This is a genomic window from Micromonospora sp. BS32 (genome assembly GCF_059089345.1).
In genome coordinates, this window is the sequence record NZ_JBSSHR010000028.1 from 1 (window position 1) to 23695 (window position 23695).

A 23695-nucleotide genomic window follows, 5' to 3' on the forward strand; every position below is an offset into this window, starting at 1 on the left:
GTGGACCACCCCACCCCGGTGGGGCGCGCCGGATTCGCGGGCGCGCCCCTCGTCGCACCCCACCCACCCAGCACCGTTGATCAAGGAGTTTGCGTCCGGTAGGACCCCGATTCCGTGCGCAAACTCCTTGGTCAACTCGGGTGGGTGCGTGGGCGGGTGGGGTGGGGATCAGAGGGGGGTGAAGGGGGTGCCCAGGTGGGGGGTGGCGAGGGTGGTTGCGCCGCGGGCGGCCGGGGTGCGCAGGAGGGTCGTGCGGGAGGCGCGGGCCGTGGGCGGGTCCTCCTCATGGGCGTACGCAAGCTCGGGGTCGACCAGTTGGACGGCGTGCACCAGCAGGTCGCCGGTGAGCAGGAGGCGCTCGTCGTCCGCCTCCAGCAGCACCGACTGGTGGCCGGGGGTGTGCCCCGGGGTGCTCAGCACGCGTACCCCCGGGGTGAGTGGGGTGTCGCCGTCGACGACCCGGAGCCGGCCGGCGGCGCGCAACGGCGCGACCAGGCCGGCCGGCAGTCCGGGGTTGATCGACTCCATCGCGGCCAGCTGCACCAGGTAGTCGGCATTCGGGAAGTACGTCGATCCCGGCCGCGGCCAGCTCGGCCGGGAGCCGGCCGGGCACCGGGGCCCAGCTCGCGGCGGGGGAGCCGGCCGGGCCGATGCCGGCGTCGACCAGCGTCACCGGTCCCTCGCCGGCCCGCAGCGCGAAGCTGCGGAACGGCAGCCACCAGCGTCCGTCGGCGGTCACCGCCGCCGGGTCCCGCCGGTCGGCCTCCCGCCACTGCGCGGCGGTGGCCGCCGGAAAGGCCTCGGTACGGGGCTGGAAGAACGGCCCCTCCCCGTCGGTGAGCGCGGTGACCGTGATAGACCCGAGGGTGCGGCTCAGTGGCATCCGGTGATGCTGCCAACGATCTCCTGCGCCGTGCACCCCGATTTCCCGGCCGACCGAGGCCGGCTGGGGACTGCCTGCCAGTTTCCAGTACGCTCGTACTGCTTGAGCACGTGTCCCCCGAGAGGAGCGCCGGTCGATGGCGAAGATCAAGGTAAACAACCCGGTCGTGGAGCTCGACGGCGACGAGATGACCCGGATCATCTGGAAGCAGATCCGTGAGCAGCTGATCCTGCCCTACCTCGACGTCGACCTGCACTACTACGACCTCTCGATCCAGCACCGGGACGAGACCGACGACCAGGTCACCGTCGACGCCGCCAACGCCATCAAGGAGCACGGCGTCGGCGTCAAGTGCGCGACCATCACCCCGGACGAGGCCCGGGTGGAGGAGTTCGGCCTGAAGAAGATGTGGCGGTCGCCGAACGGCACCATCCGCAACATCCTCGGCGGCGTCGTCTTCCGCGAGCCGATCATCATGTCCAACGTGCCGCGGCTCGTCCCCGGCTGGACCAAGCCGATCATCATCGGCCGGCACGCCCACGGTGACCAGTACAAGGCCACCGACTTCGTCGTCCCCGGCCCGGGCACGGTGACCATCACCTACACCCCGGCCGACGGCGGCGCCCCGATGGAGATGGAGGTCGCCAACTTCCCCGGCGGCGGCATCGCCATGGGCATGTACAACTTCGACGAGTCGATCCGGGACTTCGCCCGGGCCTCGTTCCGGTACGGCCTGGACCGCAACTACCCGGTCTACCTGTCCACCAAGAACACCATCCTCAAGGCGTACGACGGCCGGTTCAAGGACATCTTCGCCGAGGTCTTCGAGAACGAGTTCAAGTCCGAGTTCGCCGCCGCCGGCATCACCTACGAGCACCGGCTGATCGACGACATGGTCGCCGCCGCGCTCAAGTGGGAGGGCGGCTACGTCTGGGCCTGCAAGAACTACGACGGTGACGTGCAGTCCGACACCGTCGCGCAGGGCTTCGGCTCGCTCGGCCTGATGACCTCCGTGCTGCTCTCCCCGGACGGCCGCACCGTCGAGGCCGAGGCCGCGCACGGCACGGTCACCCGGCACTACCGGCAGTACCAGAAGGGCGAGAAGACCTCGACCAACCCGATCGCCTCGATCTACGCCTGGACCCGGGGCCTGGCCCACCGGGGCAAGCTGGACAACACCCCGGCGGTCACCGAGTTCGCCAACACCCTGGAGCAGGTCATCGTCGACACCGTCGAGGGCGGCCAGATGACCAAGGACCTCGCGCTGCTCATCTCGCGGGACGCCCCGTGGCTGACCACCGACGAGTTCATGAACGCGCTCGACGAGAACCTGGCGCGCAAGCTCGCCGCCTGATCCTCCCGCGCATCGACGAGCCCGCCGGCACCCGCCGGCGGGCTCCGTCGTACCCGGGAGCCGTCACCCGGCGGGGTGCGTCACCGGCGGGAGCGCAGGTCGTTGAACCAGGTGGACGCGATGCCAGTCTCGTCCAGGAAGGTTGACCGCGGTCGCCTCGCGGCACGAGTGCCGACCAGCCAGCCTTCCCGGCTGTCGCGCACAGCCAGCCGTCCCTTCCCTGCGGGGGGCCCTGTCCCGGGCCCCCCGCGCCCTGTTGTGCGGCGGGAGGGTCGAGCGGCCCGGCCGGGCCGCGGCGAGGTCAGGCGGCGCGGAGCAGCTCCGCCGCCCGCTCCGGGGCGATGTCGTTGATGAAGACGCCCATGCCGGACTCCGAGCCGGCCAGGTACTTCAGCTTGTCCTTCGCCCGCCGGATGCTGAACAGCTGAAGGTGCAGGTGGCCCAGCTCCCGGTCGATCCGCACCGGCGCCTGGTGCCACGCCGCGATGTACGGCATCGGCAGGCCGAACAGGCCGTCGAAGCGGCGCAGCACGTCCAGGTAGAGCGGCCCGAAGGCGTCCCGCTCGGCGTCGGTGAGCGCGGGGATGTCCGGCACCGGCCGGTGCGGCGCCACGTGCACCTCGAACGGCCAGCGCGCCGCCGCCGGGACGTACGCCGTCCAGTGCTCGTTGCTGGCGACCACCCGTTCGCCGGCGGCCCGCTCGGCCGCCAGCACGTCCGCGTAGAGGTTGCCGCCGCCGGTCCGCTCGGCGTGCCGGCGGGCCGCGGCCAGCAGCGACCGGGTCCGCGGCGTGACGAAGGGGTACGCGTAGAGCTGCCCGTGCGGGTGGTGCAGGGTCACCCCGATCTCCACCCCCCGGTTCTCGAACGGGAAGACCTGCTCCACGCCGGGCAGCGCGGCCAGCGCGGCGGTCCGGTCGGCGAGCGCCTCCACCACCAGGCGGACCCGCTCCGCCGACAGGCTGGCGAACGAGGCGTTGTGGTCGTCGGTGAAGCAGACCACCTCGCAGCGCCCCTGCCCGGGCCGGACCGGGGTGAAGGGGGTGATCTCGGCCGGCTCGTCGGCGATCCGCTGGCTCAGCGAGGGGAAGCGGTTCTCGAAGACGGCCACGTCGTAGTCGGGGGCCGGGATCTCGCTGAGCCGCTCACCCCGGGACGGACAGAGCGGGCACTGGTCGGCGGGCGGCAGGAAGGTGCGGGTCTGCCGGTGCACGGCGACCGCCACCCACTCCTCGGTCAGCGGGTCGTATCGCAGTTGGGAGGCGGGCGGGGGCGGCGGCAGCTCGCGCCGGTCCGGCTGGTCGCGAACCGCGTCGTCCCGCTCGTCGAAGTAGATGAGCTCCCGACCGTCGGCCAGCTCGATCGCCGTACGCTTCACCGCGCCTCCTCCGTCGTCCGGCCCGCGCCCGCCACGATCACCAGTTCGCCCACCTTCTCGTCGAGTACCTGTCGCGCCTGCGGTGCGAGCCGGTCGTCGGTGACCAGCACGTCGGCGTCCTCCAGCGCGACGATCGAGGAGATCCCGACCGTGCCCCACTTGGTGTGGTCGGCCAGCACGACCAGCCGGTCGGCGGCGGCCACCAGGGCGCGGTCGGTCTCCGCCTCCATCAAATTGGGCGTGGTGAAGCCGGCCCGTTCGGTGATCCCGTGCACGCCCAGGAAGAGCAGGTCCAGGTGCAGGGCGCGGATCGCCGCCACGGCCAGCGGCCCGACCAGCGCGTCGGACGGGGTGCGCACCCCGCCGGTCAGCACCACGGTCTGGTCGGGGCGGCCCTGGGTGTGCAGGATCTCGGCCACCGGCAGCGAGTTGGTCACCACGGTCAGCCCGGCCACGTCGACCAGTCGCCGGGCCAGCTCGGCGGTGGTGGTGCCGGCGGAGAGGGCGACCGCGGCGCCCGGGCGGACCAGCTCGGCGGCCCGGGCGGCGATGGCGGCCTTCTCGGCGGACTGCCGGACGGACTTGGCGTGGAAGCCCGGCTCGTCGGTGGCGCTCGGGCCGGCGAGCGTCGCGCCGCCGTGCACCTTGGCCAGCAGGCCCTGCTCGTGCAGCGTCTCCAGGTCGCGCCGGATGGTCATGTCGGAGACGCCGAACTCGGCGGCCAGCTCGGTCACCCGGACCCCGCCGGCGGCGCGGACCCGGTCGAGGATCGCCGCCTGCCGCTGCCGCGCCAGCATTCCTTGCACCTCCGGGCTCCCGCGCACAGTCTCACGCGCTCAAACGTGTTCCAACAAGAACGAACACTAGCGCGCAGGGAGCAGCGAGGGAAGGAACGCCCGGCGAATCAGGCGGACTGCAGGCGCGGCTCCACCCAACCGGTCTCGGTCAGGTGGTGCATCACCGACTGCACCGCCTCCTCGACCGAGACGTCGGTGGTGTCGATCACCAGCTCGGCGTCGGTCGGCTCCTCGTACGGGTCGTCGATGCCGGTCATCCCGGTGAGCAGGCCGGCCCGGGCCCGCGCGTACAGGCCCTTGCGGTCGCGGCGCTCGCAGATCTCCAGCGGGGTCGCCACGTGCACCAGCAGGAAGCCCGCCCCGGCGGTCGCGGCCATCTCCCGCGCCGCCGCCCGGGCCTGCGCGTACGGGGCGATCGGGCAGCAGATGCCCACCCCCCGGTGCCGGGCGATCTCGGCGGCCACCCAGGCGATCCGACGCACGTTGGCGTCCCGGTCGGCCTTACTGAAGCCCAGCCCCGCGGAGAGTTCCCGGCGCACCACGTCCCCGTCGAGCAGGGTCACCGTCCGGTCGCCCTGCTCGCGGAGCGCGTCCGCCAGCCCGCGCGCGATCGTCGACTTGCCGGAGCCGGAGAGCCCGGTCAGGAAGACCACCAGGCCCCGGTGGCGGCGTGGCGGGCGGGCCCGGCTCAGCTCCTTGGCCACCGCCGGCGGGGTGTGCCACTCGGGCAGCGGGAAGCCCCGGTCGAGCAGGTCGTCGATCTCCTCCTGGCTCAGCGCCAGCCGCCGGTTGCGCGGCGGGATGTCCTCCCGGGAGCGCCACTGCCCGTCCCGGTTGTCGTAGGCCAGCTCGCGGGGGACCAACACCCGCAGGCCGGCCCCGGAGAGCATCTCGCCGGTGGAGAGCAGGTGGGTCACCCCGTACGCGGCGGAGATCCGGGCCCGCAGCAGGGCATTGCCGATCTCGTCCCGGCCGCGCGGCATCGGCACCACGATCAGGGTGGCCGGAGGCATCCGGTCACGGGCCGCGAAGACGCTGCGGACCAGGGCCTCCGGGGGCAGCCCGCCGGTGCCGTCCGGACCGACCGGGATCATCACCAGCAGGTGGGCGGCGAGAGTACGGGCGGCGTGCGCGATCTGCGCCAGCTGCGGCCGGTGCAGCGGCCGGTCGGCGATCACCCCGAGCACCCGCCCCGGCGGCAGCAGCCCGCGGATCTCCTCCGGGGTGCGGCGCAGCCGCTGGAACGGTCCGTGCCCGCCGTCGCCGAGCCGGCGCACCGGGCCGCCCACGCCGGCCACGCCCTCGCGGACCGGCCAGATGTCGGTCACCTCGACCGCGGCCACCGGCGCGCCCTCGCCGTCGGTGAGCACCATGGCCCGGCGCAGCGGATCGGCCGGGTCCAGCCCGTCGGCCAGCGCCGCCGGCACCTGGAGCGTCACCGGCACCGGCCAGGAGGTCCCGTCGGCGAGCCGCCCCCGGCGCTGCAACGAGGCCAGATCGGCCCGGGTCATGAAGCCGGCCAGCGGGGCGTACGCCCCGCTCAGCAGCAACTCCAGATCGGCCAGCTCCCCGGGACGCGGCGTGTACGCCGGCGCGTCCCGAAGTACCTCGTCGGGCAGCACCCACCCGTTGCTCATCCGCACCCCTCACTCGCCGACCGGCACACAGTTTCTCAGCCGACCGGCGATCGGTCGAGAGCGCCACTCCACTCCCGGCCATACGGCCCCCGACGAGTCAGCCGGCGGGGGTCAGCGGGGCCGCCCCGAAGGAGACCGCGAACCGCTTGCACCAGATGGACACGCTGGTCAGCCCGGTCAGGTCGGTGCCGGCGGGGATCGGGTACGCCTGGTCGCCCCGGTTGCCCTTGAGCCGGCCCAGCTCGACCCAGCGGCCGTCGTCGAAGACGTCCCAGCCCGCCCGGCCGGCGCGGACCGGTTGGTCGGTCAGCCAGACCCGCAGGTCCGGCCCGTTGGAGGTGGCCAGTCCGACCAGCTCCAGCCGGTACCCGCCGTCGGCGCCCCGGACGATCCGGACGGTGCCGGCGGTGTCGTGCTCGTGGGTGACGAACTCGCCCCGGCGGACCAGGGTCGGCCCGGCCGGTGCCGGGGCGGCCGTCGCCCCGGCGGTGCCCGCCGGGGTGGCCGGGTTCGACGGCGTGGCCTCCACGGCGGACAGTTCCTCGTCCACCCGGGTGTCGGTGGCCAGCTTCCAGGGCTGGAACCAGTACAGCCCGAGGGCGGCGCCGACGCCGAGAACGGCGACGACGAGCCAGGTCAGCGGGGTGCGCAGCAGGCGGGAGATCACCCACCCAGTCTCGCCGGCCGGCCCGGTCGGGTCACCCGGCGCCGGCCTTACGACTTCCTTACCACCCCTACTGGTGGTATCAGGGGCGTGCCTGATGTCCCGACGAGCGTGGGCTCCCTAGGCTGACGAGCGTGACACTGATCGCGACCGAGTCGCTGACCAAGACGTACGGGGGTCGGGTCACCGCGCTGGCCGACCTGACCGTCGCGGTCGAGCCGGGGATCATCGGCCTGGTCGGCGCCAACGGCGCCGGCAAGTCCACCCTGATCAAGATCCTGCTGGGGCTGCTCGCCCCGACCAGCGGGCGGGTCTCCGTGCTCGGCCTCGACCCCACCTCCGACCCGGCGGCGGTGCGCGCCCGGGTCGGCTACATGCCGGAGCACGACGCGCTCCCGCCCGACCTCTCCGCCGCCGAGCTGGTCACCCACCTCGGCCGGATGAGCGGGCTGCCCCGCACGGTGGCCCGGGAACGCGCCTCCGAGGCGCTGCGCCACGTCGGCCTGTACGAGGAGCGCTACCGCCCGGTGGGTGGCTACTCCACGGGCATGAAGCAGCGGGTGAAGCTGGCCCAGGCCCTGGTGCACGACCCGGACCTGCTGCTGCTCGACGAGCCGACCAATGGCCTCGACCCGGCCGGCCGGGACGCCATGCTCGCCCTGGTCCACCGGATCGGCACCGAGTTCGGCATCTCCGTCCTGGTCTGCTCGCACCTGCTCGGCGAGGTGGAGCGGATCTGCGACACCCTGGTCGCCATCGACGGCGGCCGGCTGCTGCGCGCCGACCGGATCGCCGCGATGACGTCGGCCACCGACGTGCTCGCCGTCGAGGTCAGCGAGGGTACCGACGAGCTGGCCACCCGGCTCGCCGCGCTCGCCCTGCCGGTGACCCGGGACGGCCGGATGCTGCTCGTCCCGCTCGTCGACGAGGGCACGTACGACCAGATCCTCGGCGCGGTCGCCGAGCTGGACCTGCCGCTGCACCGGCTGGACCAGCGCCGGCACCGGGTGGCCGAACTCTTCGCCGCGAGGGAGCCCAGTCATGTCTGAGCCGACCGGGGTCATCCACGACATCGGCTACCAGCGCTACACCGGCCCTCGGCTGGGGCGCCGGCACGTCTTCGGCGCGCTCTACCTGCACGGGCTGCGCACCGTCTTCGGGCTGGGCCGCAGCGCCAAGGCCAAGATCTTCCCCTGGCTGGTGGTCGCCATCGTCACCGTGGTGGCCGCCGGGGTGACCGCGGTGCGCAGCCAGATCGGCCAGGTGGTGATGACGTACGCCCAGTTCGCCAACGCGATGAGCTGGCTGGTCATCTTCTTCGTCGCGGCGGCCGCCCCCGAGCTGGTCTCCCGGGATCTGCGCAGCGGCGTGCTGCCGCTGTACTTCTCCCGGCCGCTGCCGCGCGGCGACTACGCCGTGGCCAAGCTGCTGGCCCTGATCAGCGCGCTCTGGCTGCTGCTCGGGGGCCCGCAGCTGGTGATGTTCCTCGGCGCCGCGTTCACCACCGACCGGGGGATGGCCGGGGTCTGGGACGAGCTGCTCGACCTGCTGCCGGGCCTGCTCTACGCGGCGCTGTGGGCGGTGGTGTTCGCCTCGATCGGGCTGCTGATCGCCTCGCTCACCGGCAAGCGGGCGTTCGCCGCGGGCGGGATCGTGGCGGTCTTCCTGATGACCACGCCGATCGTCGGCGTCCTGTCGATCATGCCGTCCCGGACCGTCAACGAGCTGGCCTTCCTCGCCTCGCCCTCGACGCTCGTCAGCGGCGTGGGCAACTGGGCGCTCGGCGACCTGCTGGTGCCCGAGGGGCAGGGCGGCGGCATGCCGATCGGCGGCTTCGGCCCGGTCTACGCGGCGGTCGCCGTGCTGCTGGTCTCCGCCTGCGTCACCCTGCTGCTGCTGCGATACCGGAAGGTGGCCGCCCAGTGACCACGATCGACGCCGGCGCCCCGCCGGCCACCGCCACCACCAGCACCCTCGACCTGGCCGGCGTCTCCCGCTGGTACGGCAACGTGGTGGCGGTCAACGACGTCACCATGCGCCTCGGGCCCGGGGTGACCGGGCTGCTCGGCCCGAACGGTGCCGGCAAGACCACCCTGCTGCACATGATGGCCGGCTTCCTCGCGCCGTCGAGGGGCACGGTCGCCCTGGACGGCGAGCCGACCTGGCGCAACCCCGGTGTCTACCGGCGGCTGGGCCTGGTCAGCGAGCGGGAGGCGGTGCACACCTTCCTCACCGCGTACGAGTTCGTGCTGGCCAGCGCGAAGCTGCACCGGCTGCCCGACCCGGAGGCGGCGGCCCGGCGGGCGATCGCCCAGGTGGAGATGGCCGACGCGCAGGACCGCCGGATCGGCACGTACTCCAAGGGCATGCGGCAGCGCACCCGGGTCGCCGCGGCGCTGGTGCACGACCCGCAGGTGCTGCTGCTCGACGAGCCGTTCAACGGGATGGACCCGCGCCAGCGACTGCACATGATGGGGCTGCTGCACTCCCTCGGCGACGCCGGCCGGACCATCCTGTTCAGCTCGCACATCCTGGAGGAGGTCGAGCAGGTCTCCGGCACCGTGCAGGTGATGGTGGCCGGCCGGCTGGCCGCGTCCGGCGACTTCCGGACCATCCGCCGGCTGATGACCAACCGGCCGCACGTGTTCACCGTCCGCTCCACCGACGACCGGGCGCTGGCCGTGGCGCTGATGGCCGAGCCCTCGGTCACCGGCGTGGAGCTGGGCCGTACCGGCCTGACCGTCCGGGCCGGCGACTACGGCGCCTTCACCCGGGCGCTGCCGAAGATCGCGCTGGCCCGGGGCATCCGGGTCCGCCAGCTGCTCCCCGAGGACGAGTCGTTGGAGAGCGTCTTCTCGTACCTGGTGGAGGCCTGAGATGTCGACCGTTTCCTGGATCACCGCGCGCGGGCTCTTCGGCCGGCGCCGGTTCCTGATGCTGCTGCCGCTGCCGGTCGTGCTGGTGGGGCTGGCCGTGCTCTGCCGGGCGCTGGGCGTCGACCCCCGCCAGTGGGGGCCGTCCGTGCTGGTCGGCCTCGGCCTGGCCGTGGTGCTGCCGGTGGTGGCGCTGATCATCGGCACCGGCGTGCTCGGCGCGGAGATCGACGACGGCACGGTGGTGCACATCCTCACCAAGCCGCTGCCGCGCTGGCAGATCGTGCTGCCGAAGCTCGCGGTGGCGACCGGGGTCAGCGCCGTCACCGTCGCCGTGCCGCTCTACGTCGCGGGCGTGCTCGCCGACTCGGTACGCCTCGGCCTGGCCCTGGCCGCGGCCTCGGCGGTGGGCGCGCTGGCGTACTCGGCGTTGTTCCTGGCGTTGAGCCTGGTCACCCGGCGGCCGGTCCTGCTCGGCCTGGTCTACGTGCTGATCTGGGAGGGGCTGCTGGGCAACTTCGTGAAGGGCACCAAGGTGCTCTCCATCCAGCAGTGGGTGATCGCCCTCGCCGACCGGATGGCCCCCACCGCGCTGCTCTCCACCACCGTCGGGGTGACGCTCGCCGCGGTCCTGGCCACGCTGGTCAGCATCGGCTTCACCATCCTCGCGATCGACCGCCTCCGCTCCTACTCGGTAGCCGGCGAAACCAGCTGAGCCCCACCCCGGGGCAGCGCTGTCACGGAAAGAGTGGCCTCCCACGCTCGGGAGGCCACTCTTTCCGTGCAAGTGCGCGGATCTGGGGGGTCAGAAGGCGCAGGCGATCACCAGTTCGGGGGTGCGGTCGGGGAGGAGGTCGAGTTTGGTGATGTGGCCGGCGGCGCGGACGTCGTCGGCGATCAGCGTGAGCTGGTCGAGCAGGGCGGCCGGGCCGAGCGCCTCGGCCAGCGGGACCTCCGCCCGCATCGACAGCTTCCGCTCGGACTTGGCCCGGCGGATCTGGCCGAGCGCGTCCCCGGCCAGCCGCAGCAGCGCCGGGTCACCGGGGGACCGAATCGCCCGCCCCACCTCGTACGTGGTGGGCCAGGTGGCGCGGTGCACCGAACCGTACCGCCACCAGGACCAGACCTCCTCGGTGACGAAGGGCAGGATCGGGGCGAAGAGCCGCAGCTGCACCGAGAGCGCGGTGGCCAGCGCCGCCCGGGCCGAGTCGGCCGCCGGCCCGGTGCCGTAGGCGCGTTCCTTCACCAGTTCGATGTAGTCGTCGCAGAACCGCCAGAAGAACGCCTCGGTGGCCATCAGCGCCGCCGTGTGGTCGTACTCGTCGAGGGCGGCCGTGGCCACCCCGACCACGCCGCGCAGTTCGGCGAGCATGGCGGTGTCCAGCGGCGCGGTCGCCGGGGCGCGCAGCGCGTCCGCGGCGCCCAGCCCCAGGGCGAACCGGGACGCGTTGAGCAGCTTGGTGGCGAGCCGCCGCCCCACCTTGATCTGGGCCGGGTCGACGGCCAGGTCCATGCCGGGCTTGCCGGTGGCCGCCCAGTACCGCACCGCGTCGGAGCCGTGCTGCTCCAGCAGCGCCCGCGGGGTGACCACGTTCCCCTTGGACTTGGACATCTTCTTCCGGTCCGGGTCGAGGATCCAGCCGGAGAGCACCGCGTCCCGCCAGGGCAGCACGCCGTGCTCCAGGTGGGCGCGGACCACCGTGGCGAAGAGCCAGGTCCGGATGATCTCGTGCCCCTGCGGGCGCAGGTCCATCGGGAAGACCCGGCGGAACAGGTCCGGGTCGGTCTCCCAGCCGCCGACGATCTGCGGGGTCAACGAGGAGGTGGCCCAGGTGTCCAGCACGTCCGGGTCACCGACGAAACCGCCGGGCAGGCCGCGCTGGGACTCCTCGAACCCGGGTGGCGGGTCGCTGGACGGATCGACCGGCAACGTCGCCTCATCCGGTGTGAGAGGGTGGGTCCAGTCCGGCTCGCCAGCGTCGTCGAGCCGGTACCACACCGGCACCGGCACCCCGAAGAAGCGCTGCCGGCTGACCAGCCAGTCGCCGGTCAGCCCGCCCACCCAGTGGTCGTACCGGTGCTTCATGTGCTCCGGCACCCAGCGCAGCTCGGCGCCCCGGGCCAGCAGCGCCTCCCGCAGGTCGGCGTCCCGGCCGCCGTTGCGCAGGTACCACTGCCGGGTGGAGACGATCTCCAGTGGCCGGTCGCCCTTCTCGTAGAACTTCACCGGGTGGCTGATCTCGCGCGGCTCGCCGACCAGGTCGCCCGCGTCGCGCAGCAGCTCCACCAGGGTCCGCCGGGCGCCGTTGACGGTCTGCCCGGCCAGCGCCGCGTACGGCTCCGCCGGCACCCCGGCCGGCGGCTCCGGCAGCAGCCGCCCGTCCCGGCCGATCACCACCCGGGTGTCCAGCCGCAGGTCCCGCCACCAGGTCACGTCGGTCAGGTCGCCGAAGGTACAGACCATCGCGATGCCCGTCCCCTTGGCCGGGTCCGCCAGCGGGTGCGCGCGCACCGGCACCTCGACCCCGAAGACCGGGGTACGCACCGATCCGCCCACCAGCTCCGCGTACCGCTCGTCGTCCGGGTGGCAGACCAGCGCCACGCACGCCGGCAGCAGCTCCGGTCGGGTGGTGTCGATCAGCACCTCCCGCCCGCCCGGCCCGGTGAAGCGCAGCCGGTGGTACGCCCCCGGCCGCTCCCGATCCTCCAGCTCGGCCTGGGCGACCGCGGTGGCGAAGCCGACGTCCCAGAGGGTCGGCGCCTCCGCCTGGTACGCCTCACCCCGGGCCAGGTTGCGCAGGAACGCCCGCTGGCTCGTCGCCCGGGCCACCCGTCCGATCGTGGTGTACGTCAGCGACCAGTCCACCGACAGCCCGAGTCGCCGCCAGAGCCCCTCGAAGACCTGCTCGTCCTCGGCGGTCAGCTGCTCGCAGAGCGCCACGAAGTTGCGCCGGGCGATCGACGTCGGGTTCTTCCGGGCCGCGTCGTCGACCGGCGTGGTCGGCGGGACCCAGGTCGGGTCGTACGGCAGGGACGGGTCGCAGCGCACCCCGTACACGTTCTGCACCCGGCGTTCGGTGGGCAGACCGTTGTCGTCCCAGCCCATCGGGTAGAAGACCGCCCGGCCGCGCATCCGCTGGAACCGGGCCACCAGGTCGGTGTGCGTGTACGAGAAGACGTGCCCGAGGTGCAGCTCGCCCGATACGGTCGGCGGGGGGGTGTCGATCGCGTACACGTCCGGGCGCTCCTTCGAGCGGTCGAACGCGTACGTGCCCTCCTCCTGCCAGCGGCGCGCCCAGGTCTCCTCGAGGCCGTCCAACGTGGGACGTTCGGGGACGCCGGGGCGGGCCGTCCTCGCCGTATCAGTCATCCGTCGATCGTAGGCAGCCGGCGGCCTCCGGCCCACGGCTTATCGCCGTGTCCGCCCTCGGGTCGCCGGCGCCCTGGGGTCGCCTGCGCCCGACGGGACGGTCAGGGTGCGGTCGGGCCGATCAGCGGGCCGTGCAGGGCGATCTGGAAACCGAGCCCGGTGAGCGAGTTCACCCGGCTGAGGATGGTGGAGACCGGGGTGTAGATGTTCTCCTCCGCGGCGTTGGTGCACGCACCCTCGCCTGGGTCGCCGCCGTGCAGGATGCCCAGCGCCCGGCCGTCGGACTCGGTGAAGAGCGGGCCGCCGCTGTCGCCCGGGCGGGCGCAGATCCGCACGTCGATGCCGCCGCTGGCCTTGCCGGTGACCTCGCCGCAGCGGGTGCCCGGCACGTACCCGAGCCCCGCCCCCGAGTCGACGTACGTCTCGCCGGCCTTCGGGGTGTACGCCGAGCCGGTCGCGCAGACGATCCAGCCGGACTGCACCGCGCTGTAGGCCGTGTACCCGGTGATCGCCACGTCGTGGCTGCGCGTGGTGGCGCAGGCCGGGTTGTCGGTCACGCACCAGTAGGTGACCAGGCTCTGCGCGTCGCCGCCGGCCTGGCGCGACCACGCCCAGCGGTCCAGCGCGCCGTCGGAGTAGGGCAGCACCGCGTAGTCGTTGGGGAAGGCGTTCTCGGCCAGCACCGGGCTGGTCGACTCGACCCCGACCGGCACCTTCGGGCCGAGGTACTGGTGCCAGGTCTGGTCGACGTGCTGGTGCCGGCCGCCCACCACGCAGTGCCCGGCGGTCAGCACGTAGTACCGGCCGGACTTCGCCCGCACGTTGAAGCCGGTGGTGCAGCCGCCGACCGTGCCGTCGTCGCGGGGCACGTCCAGCCGGATGCCGCCGCGCATCGGCGCCTGCGGGCAGTAGCGCGGGTCGCACGCCTTCGGGATCGAGGACGCGGCCAGCCGGGCCTGCGCCCGGGCCGGCACACCGGCGGCGGCGAGCGCGTCGGCCAGCCGGGCGTCACCCGCGGCGAGCACGTCGCCGGTGAGCACCACGACCTCGTTGGCCTTCTCGTCGACCACCACGTCGGTACCGGCGGTGACGTTCAGCGCCCCGGCCAGCCGGGTCGCCGCCGCGGTGAGTTCGCGCAGCGAGTGGCGTACCGGAACGACCTTGACGTGGGCGGCGTCCGGCACCCCGGCGACCGCCTGCGTGACCGGGTCCGGGCTGGTCGCCGCGATGGTGAGCACGCCGCCGCCGGCCTGGTCGAGCCACATGCCGGCGTACTGGGTGGGGAACCTCGCGGCGAGCGTGTCGGCGAGCGGCGCGGAGAGCTCCTGGAGGGCGAGCCGCCGGGCCGCCTCGTCCTGCGGCACCCGGTACCGGTCGCTCAGGTAGCTCACCGACGCCGGCGCGGCCTTCGCCACCTCCTTCGGCGGCCGGCTGGCCGCCGTGACCGGGCGGGCCGGGGCGGTGGACCGGGGGGTGCCGGCGCGCTGGCCGATGCCGGCCTGCGCGCTCGGCGGCGCGTCCGCCGGGGCGGGCGCCTCGCCGGCCGACCAGCCGACCGCGGCCGGTGCCGCGGCGGGCGCCGACTCGGCGGCGTCCTGCCTGGTCAGTGCGACTGTGGCCGCGCCCGCCGTGGTGACCGCCAGTGCCGCCGCGATGACGACCCGCCGTCGGATCCGCACGCCGCAACCTCCCCCTGTTGTCCGGCTGTGCCCGACCGGCGCACCGCCCCCGCCGGCCGGTCGACACCGGACGACGGCCGGGGCCGATCGACGAGCGGCAGTCTAGCGGGATCTGCGCCGCGCGTCGGTCCCCTAGACCAGGGAGTCGCGCCACTGCCGGTGCAGGGCGGCGTACCGGCCGCCGGACCCGGCGAGCCGGGCCGGCGGGCCGTCCTCCACGATCCGGCCATCGTCGAGGACGAGCACCCGGTCGGCCGTCTCGACGGTGGAGAGCCGGTGCGCGATCACCAGCGCGGTGCGGTCCCGCAGCACGGTGGCCAGCGCCCGCTGGACCAGCCGCTCGGTCGGCACGTCCAGCGACGAGGTCGCCTCGTCCAGGATCAGCACCCGGGGGTCGGCCAGGAACGCCCGGGCGAACGCCACCAGCTGTCGCTGCCCGGCGGAGAGCCGGCCGCCACGCCGGTGCACCTCGGTGGCGTACCCGTCGGGGAGGGTGGTGATGAAGTCGTGCGCGCCGATCGCCCGGGCGGCCGCCTCCACCGCCGCGTCGTCGGCGTCCGGCCGACCGAACCGGACGTTCTCCGCCACGGTGCCGCTGAACAGGTGGTTCTCCTGGGTCACCAGCACCACCGCCCGGCGCAGTTCGGCGTCGGCGAGGTCGCGCAGGTCCACCCCGTCCAGCTCGACCACGCCGGCGTCGGGGTCGTGGAAGCGGGCCAGCAGCTTCGCCACGGTCGACTTGCCCGCGCCGGTCGGACCGATCAGCGCCACCGTCTGCCCGGCCGGTACGACCAGGTCCAGCGCGGCGAGGATCGGCGTCTGCGGCCGGTAGGAGAAGGTGACCGCCCGGAACGTCACCGCCCCCCGCCCCGGGCCGGTCGGCAGCGGCGCCGGTCGGGCCGGCTCGGGCACCCCCGGCCGCTCGTCGAGCACCCCGGCCAGCTTCTCCAGCGCCGCGGTCGCCGACTGGAGCGAGTTGTAGAACTGGCTCAGCTCCTGCATCGGCTCGAAGAACCGGCGCAGGTAGAGCAGGAAGGCGGCGAGCACACCCACCTCCATGCCGCCGCCGACCACCCGCCAGCCGCCGTACCCGAGCACCACCGCGACGGTGACGTTGCCGATCACCTTGATGCCGGGGGAGAACGTCGCGATCAGCCGGAACGCCCGAACGTTGGCCCGCCGGTGCTCGTCGTTGACGGCCGCGAAGATCTGCTGGTTGCGCGGCTCCCGCCGGTACGCCTGAACGGCGCGGATCCCGCGCAGCGACTCGATGAAGTGGACGATGACCAGCGCCACCGCCTCCCGGCTGCGCCGGTACGCGTCGGCCGAGGCGTGGGTGAACCAGCGGGACAGCCCGTACAGGAACGGGAACGCCAGCAGCGTCACCGCGGCCAGGGGCAGGTCCAGCCAGAGCAGGATGCCGGCGACCGAGAGCACCGACAGCGCGGCGAGCACCAGGCTGTCGATGCCGCCGTCGACCAGCTCGGCGATCGAGTCGAGGTCGCTGGTGAGCCGGGAGACCACCCGGCCGGAGGTGTAGCGCTCGTGGAAGCCGACCGACAGGGTCAGGAAGTGGCGGTACACCCGCTGGCGCAGCTCCAGCAGCACGGCCTGGCCGATCCGCGCGGAGCGGGTGAGGAAGCCGCGGCGGGCCGCGTACTCGGTGCCGGCGGCGACGGCGAAGGCGGCGGCCACGGCGGCCAGCGGCGCCGGGTCGCCGCCCCGCAGCGGCGCGATCCCCCGGTCGATGCCGAGCATGACCAGGTACGGCCCGGACATCGCGGCGGCGTTCTGGGCGATCAGCAGGGCGACCGCCAGCGCGAGCCCGCGCCGGTGTGGGCGGAGCAGTTGGCGCAGCAGGTCCCGGCTCCGGCCACGCAGCCGGGCCACCGCCTCCGGCGAGGTGTCCTCGGCGCGGCTGCGGTCGGCGTCCGGGTCGGTGGCCATCCCGCGCCACCGGGACAGGTCCTCCGGGCCGTCGCCCGCCCCACCCCCGTCGGGTACGCGGGGGCGCGGCACGCGCGGGCTCACGAGCGCACCAGGCCGTGGTCGCACGGCTCGGCGGAGAGCACCTCCCGGTACGCGGGCACGGTGGCGAGCAGTTCGGAGTGCCGGCCGACGGCGGTGATCCGGCCCCCGTCGAGCAGCGCCACCCGGTCGGCCAGCGCGACCGTCGACGGCCGGTGCACCACCAGCAGCGCGGTGCTGTCCCGCAGCACCCGCTTCAGCGCCGACTCGACCAGCGCCTCGGTGTGCACGTCGAGGGCGGAGAGCGGATCGTCGAGCACCAGCAGCGCGGGCCGGCCCAGCACCGCCCGGGCCAGCGCGAGGCGCTGCCGCTGCCCGCCGGAGAGGGAGAGCCCCTGCTCGCCGACCCGGGTGGCCAACCCCCACGGCAGGTCGTACGCGAAGTCGGCCTGGGCCAGCGCCAGCGCGGCCCGTACCTCGTCCTCGTCGGCGTCCGGCCGGCCCAGGGTGAGGTTCTCCCAGACCGACATGGAGAAGAGCGTCGGTTCCTCGAAGGCCACCCCGACCAGCCGGCGCAGTGAGGCCAGCCGCAGGTCCCGGATGTCGTGCCCGTCCAGGGTGATCCGCCCGCCGGTGACGTCGTGCAGCCGGGGCACCAGGGAGAGCAGGGTGCTCTTGCCGGCGCCGGTGGCGCCGACCAGGGCCAGCGTCTCGCCCGGCTCGACGGTCAGCGTGATCTCCCGCAGCACCGGTTCCGGGCTGGTCGGGTAGCGGAACGAGACGCCCTCGAAGCGCAGCCGCCCGCGGACCGCCTGCCGGGTCAGCGGGACGGCGTGCGGAGCGTCCACGATCGACGGTGGAGTGTCCAGGACCTCCTGGATCCGGTCGGCGGCGGTCGCCGCCTCCTGCCCGTTGGCGATGATCCAGCCGAGCGACTGCACCGGCCAGGTCAACATGAGCTGGAGGCTGACGAAGGCGACCAGCTCGCCGATGGTGAGGGTGCCCCGGGCGACCAGCGCCGCCCCGCAGACCAGCACCGCGCCGAGGGTCAGGTTGGGCACCAGGTCGAACAGGGCCGAGGTGCGGGCCAGCAGCCGGGCCTTGCCGATCCCGGTGTCGTGCACCGCGCGGGCCCGCCCGGCAAACCGCTCGGCCAGCTCCGGGCCCCGCCCGTACGCCTTCATGGTGCGCAGCCCCTGCGCGGTCTCCTCGACCAGCGTGGCCACGTCGCCCTGCTGGTCCTGCATCCGTCGCGACGCCGCGTGGTAGTGCCGGGCGAACCGGCGGCTGATCAGGAACAGCGGCACCGCGCTCGCCGCCACCAGCAGCCCCAGCGGTGGGTGCAGCCGGATCAGCAGCACCACCACGGCGCCGTAGGTGACCAGGTTGAGTACCAGGAAGAACAGCCCGAAGGAGAGGAACCGGCGAATCACCGAGAGGTCGGTGACGGCCCGGGAGAGGAGCTGGCCGGACTGCCACCGGTCGTGGAAGCTGGCCGGCAGGCGTTGCAGGTGAGCGTAGATGTCGGCGCGGATGGCCGCCTCCATGCCGACGGAGGAGGAGGACTGGGTCCACCGCCGGATGAAGATCAGCACACCCTCGGCGAGCCCGAGCAGCAGGGCGAGCCCGCCGAGCCGGAGCAGGCCGCCGACGTCGTGCCGGGCGACCGGCCCGTCGACGACCCGCTGCACCACCAGTGGCACCGCCAGGCTCGCCGCGGTGGCCGCCAGCCCGAGGAGCAGCAGCCAGCAGAACTCCGCCGCGTACGGGCGCAGGTAGCGGCGCAGCCGCCAGAGGTTCTCCAGCGGGCGCGCGCCGGCGTGGCCCCGTGTGTCGGGGTCGTCGCGCTGCGCAGGCACTACCCGACGGTAGCGTCAAATAGGAGTCGTGCCGCTGTCAGCTTGCCGTCAACGGCCGCTCATGGCCCAGTAGCCACCTCTTCACGTCCAGCCCCCACCGGTAGCCGCCGAGGGTGCCGTCGGTGCGCAGCACCCGGTGGCAGGGGACGAAGAGGGCCGCGCCGTTGCGGGCGCAGGCGGCCGCCGCCGCCCGGACCGCGGCGGGCCGCCCGGCCAGCGCGGCGAACCCGGTGTACGTCACCGGCTCGCCGGGCTTGACGTCGCGCAGCACCCGCCAGGCGTGGCCCATGAACGCGCCGCCGGTGTGCTGGGTGACCGGCACCGCGTCGATCGCGGTGAGGTCGCCGTCGAGGTAGGCGGTGACCGCGGCGGTGACCGGGCCGAGGTCGGCGCGGTGCCGGATCTCCCCGCGCAGGCTCGGGTGCACCAGCGGGAGCAGGGTGGCCGGGTCCGGGGTGAAACCGGCGGCGCGGACCGCGCCGTCCGGGCCGGCCAGGACGCTCAGCGGGCCGGCGGGGGTGTCGATGACGGTGCTGTCGATGGTCATGCCGCTCTCCAGAGTCGGATCACCGCGTACGACCGCCAGGGGCGCCAGCGGTCGGCGTACGCGTCGAGGGTCTTGGGGTCGTCGGGCAGGCCGAGGGCGGCGGCACCCCGGCGTACGGCGAGGTCGGTGGGGAGCAGGACGTCGGGGTCGCCGAGGGCGCGCATGGCCAGGTAGCCGGCGGTCCACGGCCCGATCCCGGGCAGCGCGCCCAGCCGCCGCACGGTCTCCTCCCGATCCCCACCGGGCTCCAGGTCCAGCTCCCCGGCGGCGACCGCCCGCGCCACCGCGCGAATCGTCTCCCGCCGCGCCGCCGGCATCGGAAACGCCGAATCCGGCAACCCCACCACCTCCCCCGCACTCAGAAACCCCCGCAACCCCTCCCCCTCTCCTCGTTGATCATGAGGTTGGCGGCACTCTTGGAGATCCACATCGCCGTCCACCTCATGATCAACGGGGGTGGCGGACTGGAGGAGGCGGGTGAGGGTGGTGCGGGCCGACAGGACCGAGACCTGTTGGCCGATGATCGCGCGGAGGGCCATCTCGAAGCCGTCGACGGCGCGGGGGAGGCGGACGCCGGGCTCCGCGGCGACCGCTCCGGCCAGGGCGGGGTCGGCCGCCAGGGTCTGGTCGACGGCCTGGGGGTCGGCGTCCAGGTCGAGCAGGCGGCGGCAGCGGGCCACCGCCGGCGCCAGGTCCCGCATGTCGGCCAGCCGCAGCGTCGCCGAGACGTGGCCGTCCGTCGGGGTCAGCGCCGCCTCACCGGCACCGTGCGGCAGCCGCAACCCCCGGCGGTACGTCCCGTCGTGCACCTCCTCCACGCCGGGCAGCGCCCGGTGGGCGAGGAAGTCCAGCAGCGCGGCGGCGTGCAGCGGCGGCCGGTACGCCAGCCGCAGCGTGATCGTCCCCGCCCCGCCGGTCGCCGGGGGCCGACGGGTGGCGCGCAGCCCGGTCGGGGCGATCCCGTACACCTCGCGGACCGTGTCGTTGAACTGCCGGACGCTGCCGAAGCCGGCCGCGAACGCGATCTCGGCCATCCCCAGCCCGGTCGTCTCGATCAGCGTCCGGGCGGTCTGCGCCCGTTGCGCCCGGGCCAGCGCCAGCGGGCCGGCGCCCAGTTCGGCCCGGAGCATCCGGTGCAGGTGCCGCTCGGTGTAGCCCAGCCGGGTGGCCAGCCCCGGGACGCCGTCCCGGTCGACCACCCCGTCGGCGATCAGCCGGACCGCCCGGCCCACCACGTCGGCACGGACGTCCCAGTGCGGCGAGCCCGGCGCGGCGTCCGGCCGGCAGCGCCGGCAGGCCCGCAGCCCGGCGCCCTGCGCGGCGGCGGCGGACGGGAAGAACCGGACGTTCTGCCGCTTCGGCGTCATCGCCGGGCAGGACGGCCGGCAGTAGATCCCGGTCGACGTGACGCCGGTGTAGAACCAGCCGTCGAACCGCTGGTCCCGGCTGTCCACTGCGCGGTAGCACCGCTCGAAGTCCAACTCCACGCCACCGATGATGCCCGCAGCTCAGGGCCGGTGGCTCGCGGGAATCGGACCTGGCCGTGCGGGGCTTCTCCGCCGGTCCGTACCCGGCGGCCGGTGACCGCCGGTCGACCTCGGGCCGGTCCGCGCCCGCCCGGCCTTCCCGTTCCGGTCGTCACCGGCGCCGACGTCGCAGGTCAGCACGGTTGTCCGTTGCGCCGCAACGGATTCGGCCGGGGAAAGTGTCGGTAGTGGTCGGTAGCGTCCCGCCACCAACTCCAGAAGGGTGCGGCTATGGCGAGCGTGGCCGGGCGTGGATCCCCCCGGTCGGGGCGGGCGCGACTCGACCGGGCGGTGGAGCAGGGCCTCTACGACCGGATGCGGGTGGTGGCCTCGTCGGCTTTCGGCGCGATCGAGCGGGACCGCGCCGACGACCCGGCCCGGCCGTTCGCCGAGACCGCCTGCGGGCGGCTGGTCGCGTCCCTGGACGCGGCCGGCCTGCGGGCACTCGGCATGTGGGCGCACCACTGGTGCATGCGCCACTACGACGACGACACCCGGGTCGGCCTGCGGCTGGTACGCGAGGTCGCCGGGCGGGCCGGGCTCGGCTGGACGGTCGACGAGGTGCGCTGGATGCTCGCCGAGTCGGAGCTGGCCGGGTCGGGCGCCGCGCAGCGGTTCACCCTGCCGCTCGCCGCCGCCGCCGAGCTGCCCTCCGGCACGCTGCCCGAGCTCGGGCAGCCCGGCGCGGGCTGGCGCCTCGCCGGCTGAGCCGCGCCGGGCGCGACGAGGCTGGTCGGCCGAGCCGTGCCGGGCGCGACCACGCTGGCCGGTTGAGTCACGCCGGGCGCGACCATGGCCGGCTGAGCCGCGCCGACCCGGCTCGCCGGAACGGGGCGCGGCGGGAGCTGGCCGACCACCATCGCCGTCACCGCGAGCGCGAAACCGGCGAGCTGCACCGGGGTCAACGCCTGGTCCAGCACGAGCCAGCCGAGCGCGGCGGCGGTCAACGGGCTCAGCGCGCCCAGTACGGAGACCTGGGTCAGCGGGAGCCGCCCCGCGCCCCGGAACCAGAGCGCGTACGCCAGCGCGGTGCCGACCAGCCCGAGCCAGGCGTACCCGAGCAGGGCCGGGGCGTCCGGTGCCGGCGGCGCACCCTCCGCGACCAGCGCGACCGGCGTGACCAGCAGGCCGCCGGCGGTGAGCTGCCAGCCGGTGGCGGCGAGGGTGCCGACTCCGGGCGGGCGACCCCAGCGGCGGGTGAGCACCAGGCCGGTGGCCATCGCGGCGGTCGCGGTGAGGCCGGCGGCCACGCCGAGCGGGTCGACCCCGGCGTCGGGGCGGAGCACGACCAGGCCCACGCCGAGCGGTGCGGCGAGCGCGGCCAGCAGTGCGGCGCGGTGCGGGCGCTGGCCGAGTGCCAGCACGGAGAGGCCGGCCACCAGCAGCGGCTGGGCGGCGCCCAGCACGGCGGCGGTGCCGCCGGGCAGGCGGTACGCCGCGAGGAAGAGCAGCGGGAAGAACGCGCCGATGTTCAGGGCGCCGAGCAGCGTGGCGCGCCACCACCAGGCACCGTGCGGTCGGCGCCGGGTGAGGGCGAGCAGGAGCAGGCCGGCGGGGAGGGCTCGGAGGACCCCGGACCAGAGCGGCCGGTCGGGCGGCAGCAGCTCGGAGGTGACCAGGTACGTGGTGCCCCAGGTGGCGGGGGCGAGGGCGGTCGTGACGATGTCGGTGCCGCGGCTGCTCATCGGATGCCCTTTCGTTCGACGCTAAGTAGCTTAGCGCTAAGCTAGTTGCCGGTGAGGGAAAGGGGAAGGGCGAGGTGGGGCACAATCCGGGAGTGACCGAGCGGGACGACGTGGACGTGATCGTCGAGCAGTGGCGGCGGGAGCGGGCCGGGATGCGCCCCGAGCCGATGGCCGTCTTCGGCCGCATCTACCGGCTGGCCCGGATCATCGGCGACGCCCAGGAGAAGGTGTACGCGAACTGGGGCCTCGGCCGCGGCGAGTTCGACGTGCTGGCCGCGCTGCGGCGCAGCGGCGAGCCGTACGCCCTCGCGCCGAAGGCGCTGACCGCCGCCCTGATGCTCACCTCCGGCGGGATGACCGGGCGACTGGACCGGCTGGAGCGGCAGGGGCTGGTCCGGCGCACCCCCGATCCCGCCGACCGGCGGGGGTTGCGGGTCACCCTGACCGACGCGGGCCGCCGAGTGGTCGAGGAGGCCGCCGAGGCGGGTCTGGAGGTGCAACGCCGTACCCTCGACGCCCTGCCCCCGGCGGACCAGGCGCGCCTGGGTGACCTCCTGCGCGAGCTGCTCGCCGCCGCCGGCTCGGAAGCCTGACCGGTGCGGCGCCCGGCGCAGCGATGACGCAGGATGGGGACGCCACCGCCACCGAGGGAAGGACGCCCCGTGCCCGCCAGCGAACCCACCATCGTCGCCACCAGCATGGGTTTCTCCCGCCGCGGCCGCGGCCCCTGGGACGCGGACGTCGGCCCGGTGTTCGAGCTGGCGGCCGAGCTGGCGCAGGCCGGTGACGCGCCGCGGATCTGCTACCTCAACCAGGCGGTCGGGGACCAGCCCACCTCGTTCACCGTGTTCTACGGCGCTTTCGCGGGCACCCGGTTCCGCCCGTCGCACCTGACGCTCTTCCCGATGCCGAACGTCGAGGACGTCCGCGCGCACCTGCTCGCCCAGGACATCATCTGGGTCGGCGGGGGCAGCGTGGCCAATCTCTGCGCGGTGTGGCGGGTGCACGGCCTGCCGGAGATCCTGCGCGAGTGCTGGGAGGCCGGCGTGGTGCTCGGCGGGGTCTCCGCCGGCTCGATCTGCTGGCACGTCGGCGGCACCACCGACAGCTTCGGCCCGAAGCTGCGCGTCTTCACCGACGGCCTGGGCTGGCTGCCGTACGGCAACGGGGTGCACTACGACAGCGAGGCGGAGCGCCGCCCGCTGCTGCACCGCCTGGTGGGGGACGGGACCCTGCCGGTGAGCCACTGCACCGACGACGGGGTGGGGCTGGTCTACCGGGGCAACCGGCTGGCCGAGGCGGTCGCCGACACCGACGGCGTCTACGCGTACGAGGTCCGGCCGGACGGCGCCGGGGGCGTCACGGAGACCCGCATCCAGCCCCGGCTGCTGCCCCCGGTCAAGGCCTGACCGGACCCCCGGCTTCCTATTTCGCGGTACCCGGCGGGCCTGCCTGCCGGGTGCCGGCGGCCGGGC

Annotated in this window: 18 protein-coding genes and 2 pseudogenes; 8 read left to right on the plus strand and 12 right to left on the minus strand. The window is 74.4% G+C overall.

The window, feature by feature from the left end:
* Positions 1-168 precede the first annotated feature (168 nt).
* Positions 169-883 (minus strand): annotated as a pseudogene (locus AC5RWQ_RS27800) (MBL fold metallo-hydrolase).
* 136 nt (positions 884-1019) lie between these two features.
* On the opposite strand from AC5RWQ_RS27800, the gene AC5RWQ_RS27805 reads away from it, so the two are divergent.
* Positions 1020-2237, plus strand: coding sequence for an NADP-dependent isocitrate dehydrogenase (locus AC5RWQ_RS27805; RefSeq protein ID WP_494285594.1), 1218 nt, complete (start codon positions 1020-1022; stop codon positions 2235-2237).
* Positions 2238-2538: 301 nt separating this feature from the next.
* Here the strand turns inward: AC5RWQ_RS27805 and galT are convergent, their stop codons facing one another.
* The 4 genes from galT to AC5RWQ_RS27825 all read right to left on the minus strand — a co-directional run bounded on the left by galT (position 2539) and on the right by AC5RWQ_RS27825 (position 6716).
* Positions 2539-3615, minus strand: coding sequence for a galactose-1-phosphate uridylyltransferase (gene galT / locus AC5RWQ_RS27810; RefSeq protein ID WP_494285595.1), 1077 nt, complete (start codon positions 3613-3615; stop codon positions 2539-2541).
* Positions 3612-4412 carry a DeoR/GlpR family DNA-binding transcription regulator gene (locus AC5RWQ_RS27815; protein ID WP_494285596.1) on the minus strand — a complete coding sequence of 267 codons (801 nt, stop codon included), beginning with the start codon at positions 4410-4412 and terminating at the stop codon, positions 3612-3614. Before AC5RWQ_RS27815 ends, galT begins: the two co-directional genes overlap by 4 nt.
* 107 nt (positions 4413-4519) lie before the next feature.
* A complete protein-coding gene (gene cysC / locus AC5RWQ_RS27820; RefSeq protein WP_494285597.1) occupies positions 4520-6049 on the minus strand; it encodes an adenylyl-sulfate kinase in 1530 nt (509 codons plus the stop codon).
* 97 nt (positions 6050-6146) lie between these two features.
* A complete protein-coding gene (locus AC5RWQ_RS27825) occupies positions 6147-6716 on the minus strand; it encodes a DM13 domain-containing protein (RefSeq protein ID WP_494285598.1) in 570 nt (189 codons plus the stop codon).
* A 131-nt stretch (positions 6717-6847) separates the two neighbouring features.
* Here AC5RWQ_RS27825 and AC5RWQ_RS27830 point away from each other — a divergent pair, with 131 nt between their 5' ends.
* Genes AC5RWQ_RS27830 through AC5RWQ_RS27845 form a run of 4 tightly spaced genes read left to right on the plus strand, consistent with a single transcriptional unit; the run spans position 6848 to position 10301 of the window.
* Entirely contained in the window at positions 6848-7762 is a 915-nt protein-coding gene (locus tag AC5RWQ_RS27830) for an ABC transporter ATP-binding protein (protein ID WP_494285599.1), read from the plus strand.
* Positions 7755-8639, plus strand: coding sequence for an ABC transporter permease (locus AC5RWQ_RS27835; protein ID WP_494285600.1), 885 nt, complete (start codon positions 7755-7757; stop codon positions 8637-8639). The genes AC5RWQ_RS27830 and AC5RWQ_RS27835 overlap by 8 nt, the downstream gene beginning before the upstream one ends.
* Complete coding sequence (locus AC5RWQ_RS27840; RefSeq protein WP_494285601.1) at positions 8636-9589, plus strand: ABC transporter ATP-binding protein; 954 nt, start codon at positions 8636-8638, stop codon at positions 9587-9589. The genes AC5RWQ_RS27835 and AC5RWQ_RS27840 overlap by 4 nt, the downstream gene beginning before the upstream one ends.
* Before the next feature lies 1 nt (position 9590).
* Positions 9591-10301, plus strand: coding sequence for an ABC transporter permease (locus AC5RWQ_RS27845; RefSeq protein WP_494285602.1), 711 nt, complete (start codon positions 9591-9593; stop codon positions 10299-10301).
* Positions 10302-10391: 90 nt separating this feature from the next.
* On the opposite strand, the gene valS is transcribed toward AC5RWQ_RS27845, so the two are convergent.
* The 6 genes from valS to AC5RWQ_RS27875 form a co-directional block, all read right to left on the minus strand.
* Positions 10392-12956: a valine--tRNA ligase gene (valS, locus tag AC5RWQ_RS27850; RefSeq protein ID WP_494285603.1), complete on the minus strand. Its 2565-nt coding sequence runs from the start codon at positions 12954-12956 to the stop codon at positions 10392-10394.
* Between the two features lie 101 nt (positions 12957-13057).
* On the minus strand, positions 13058-14635 hold the full coding sequence (locus AC5RWQ_RS27855) for a S1 family peptidase (protein WP_494285604.1): 1578 nt from the start codon (positions 14633-14635) through the stop codon (positions 13058-13060).
* Between the two features lie 132 nt (positions 14636-14767).
* Complete coding sequence (locus tag AC5RWQ_RS27860; protein WP_494285605.1) at positions 14768-16666, minus strand: ABC transporter ATP-binding protein; 1899 nt, start codon at positions 16664-16666, stop codon at positions 14768-14770.
* Positions 16663-18462 (minus strand): ABC transporter ATP-binding protein, encoded by a 1800-nt coding sequence (locus tag AC5RWQ_RS27865; RefSeq protein ID WP_494285606.1) that lies wholly within the window; start codon positions 18460-18462, stop codon positions 16663-16665. The genes AC5RWQ_RS27860 and AC5RWQ_RS27865 overlap by 4 nt, the downstream gene beginning before the upstream one ends.
* Before the next feature lie 37 nt (positions 18463-18499).
* The gene (locus tag AC5RWQ_RS27870; protein WP_494285607.1) at positions 18500-19009 is read right to left on the minus strand and encodes a methylated-DNA--[protein]-cysteine S-methyltransferase; all 510 of its coding nucleotides are present in this window, start codon (positions 19007-19009) and stop codon (positions 18500-18502) included.
* Positions 19006-20496, minus strand: a complete 1491-nt coding sequence (locus AC5RWQ_RS27875; protein ID WP_494285608.1) for a DNA-3-methyladenine glycosylase 2 family protein — start codon at positions 20494-20496, stop codon at positions 19006-19008. Before AC5RWQ_RS27875 ends, AC5RWQ_RS27870 begins: the two co-directional genes overlap by 4 nt.
* A gap of 270 nt (positions 20497-20766) precedes the next feature.
* On the opposite strand from AC5RWQ_RS27875, the gene AC5RWQ_RS27880 reads away from it, so the two are divergent.
* Complete coding sequence (locus AC5RWQ_RS27880; RefSeq protein ID WP_334492064.1) at positions 20767-21243, plus strand: hypothetical protein; 477 nt, start codon at positions 20767-20769, stop codon at positions 21241-21243.
* Between the two features lie 206 nt (positions 21244-21449).
* Here the strand turns inward: AC5RWQ_RS27880 and AC5RWQ_RS27885 are convergent.
* Positions 21450-22220: pseudogene (locus AC5RWQ_RS27885) on the minus strand (EamA family transporter); the annotation flags it as partial.
* Positions 22221-22312: 92 nt separating this feature from the next.
* Here AC5RWQ_RS27885 and AC5RWQ_RS27890 point away from each other — a divergent pair.
* Both AC5RWQ_RS27890 and AC5RWQ_RS27895 read left to right on the plus strand, forming a co-directional pair.
* Positions 22313-22813 carry a MarR family winged helix-turn-helix transcriptional regulator gene (locus AC5RWQ_RS27890; protein ID WP_494285609.1) on the plus strand — a complete coding sequence of 167 codons (501 nt, stop codon included), beginning with the start codon at positions 22313-22315 and terminating at the stop codon, positions 22811-22813.
* Positions 22814-22882: 69 nt separating this feature from the next.
* A complete protein-coding gene (locus tag AC5RWQ_RS27895; RefSeq protein WP_494285610.1) occupies positions 22883-23629 on the plus strand; it encodes a Type 1 glutamine amidotransferase-like domain-containing protein in 747 nt (248 codons plus the stop codon).
* Positions 23630-23695: the final 66 nt, after the last annotated feature.

Bases quoted from the DNA above. Each gene is read 5' to 3' on its own strand.
- AC5RWQ_RS27805 (WP_494285594.1), top strand. From the start codon at position 1,020: ATGGCGAAGATCAAGGTAAACAACCCGGTCGTGGAGCTCGACGGCGAC.
- AC5RWQ_RS27815 (WP_494285596.1), bottom strand. From the start codon at position 4,412: ATGCTGGCGCGGCAGCGGCAGGCGGCGATCCTCGACCGGGTCCGCGCC.
- cysC (WP_494285597.1), bottom strand. From the start codon at position 6,049: ATGAGCAACGGGTGGGTGCTGCCCGACGAGGTACTTCGGGACGCGCCG.
- AC5RWQ_RS27835 (WP_494285600.1), top strand. From the start codon at position 7,755: ATGTCTGAGCCGACCGGGGTCATCCACGACATCGGCTACCAGCGCTAC.
- AC5RWQ_RS27845 (WP_494285602.1), top strand. From the start codon at position 9,591: ATGTCGACCGTTTCCTGGATCACCGCGCGCGGGCTCTTCGGCCGGCGC.
- valS (WP_494285603.1), bottom strand. From the start codon at position 12,956: ATGACTGATACGGCGAGGACGGCCCGCCCCGGCGTCCCCGAACGTCCC.
- AC5RWQ_RS27870 (WP_494285607.1), bottom strand. From the start codon at position 19,009: ATGACCATCGACAGCACCGTCATCGACACCCCCGCCGGCCCGCTGAGC.
- AC5RWQ_RS27880 (WP_334492064.1), top strand. From the start codon at position 20,767: ATGGCGAGCGTGGCCGGGCGTGGATCCCCCCGGTCGGGGCGGGCGCGA.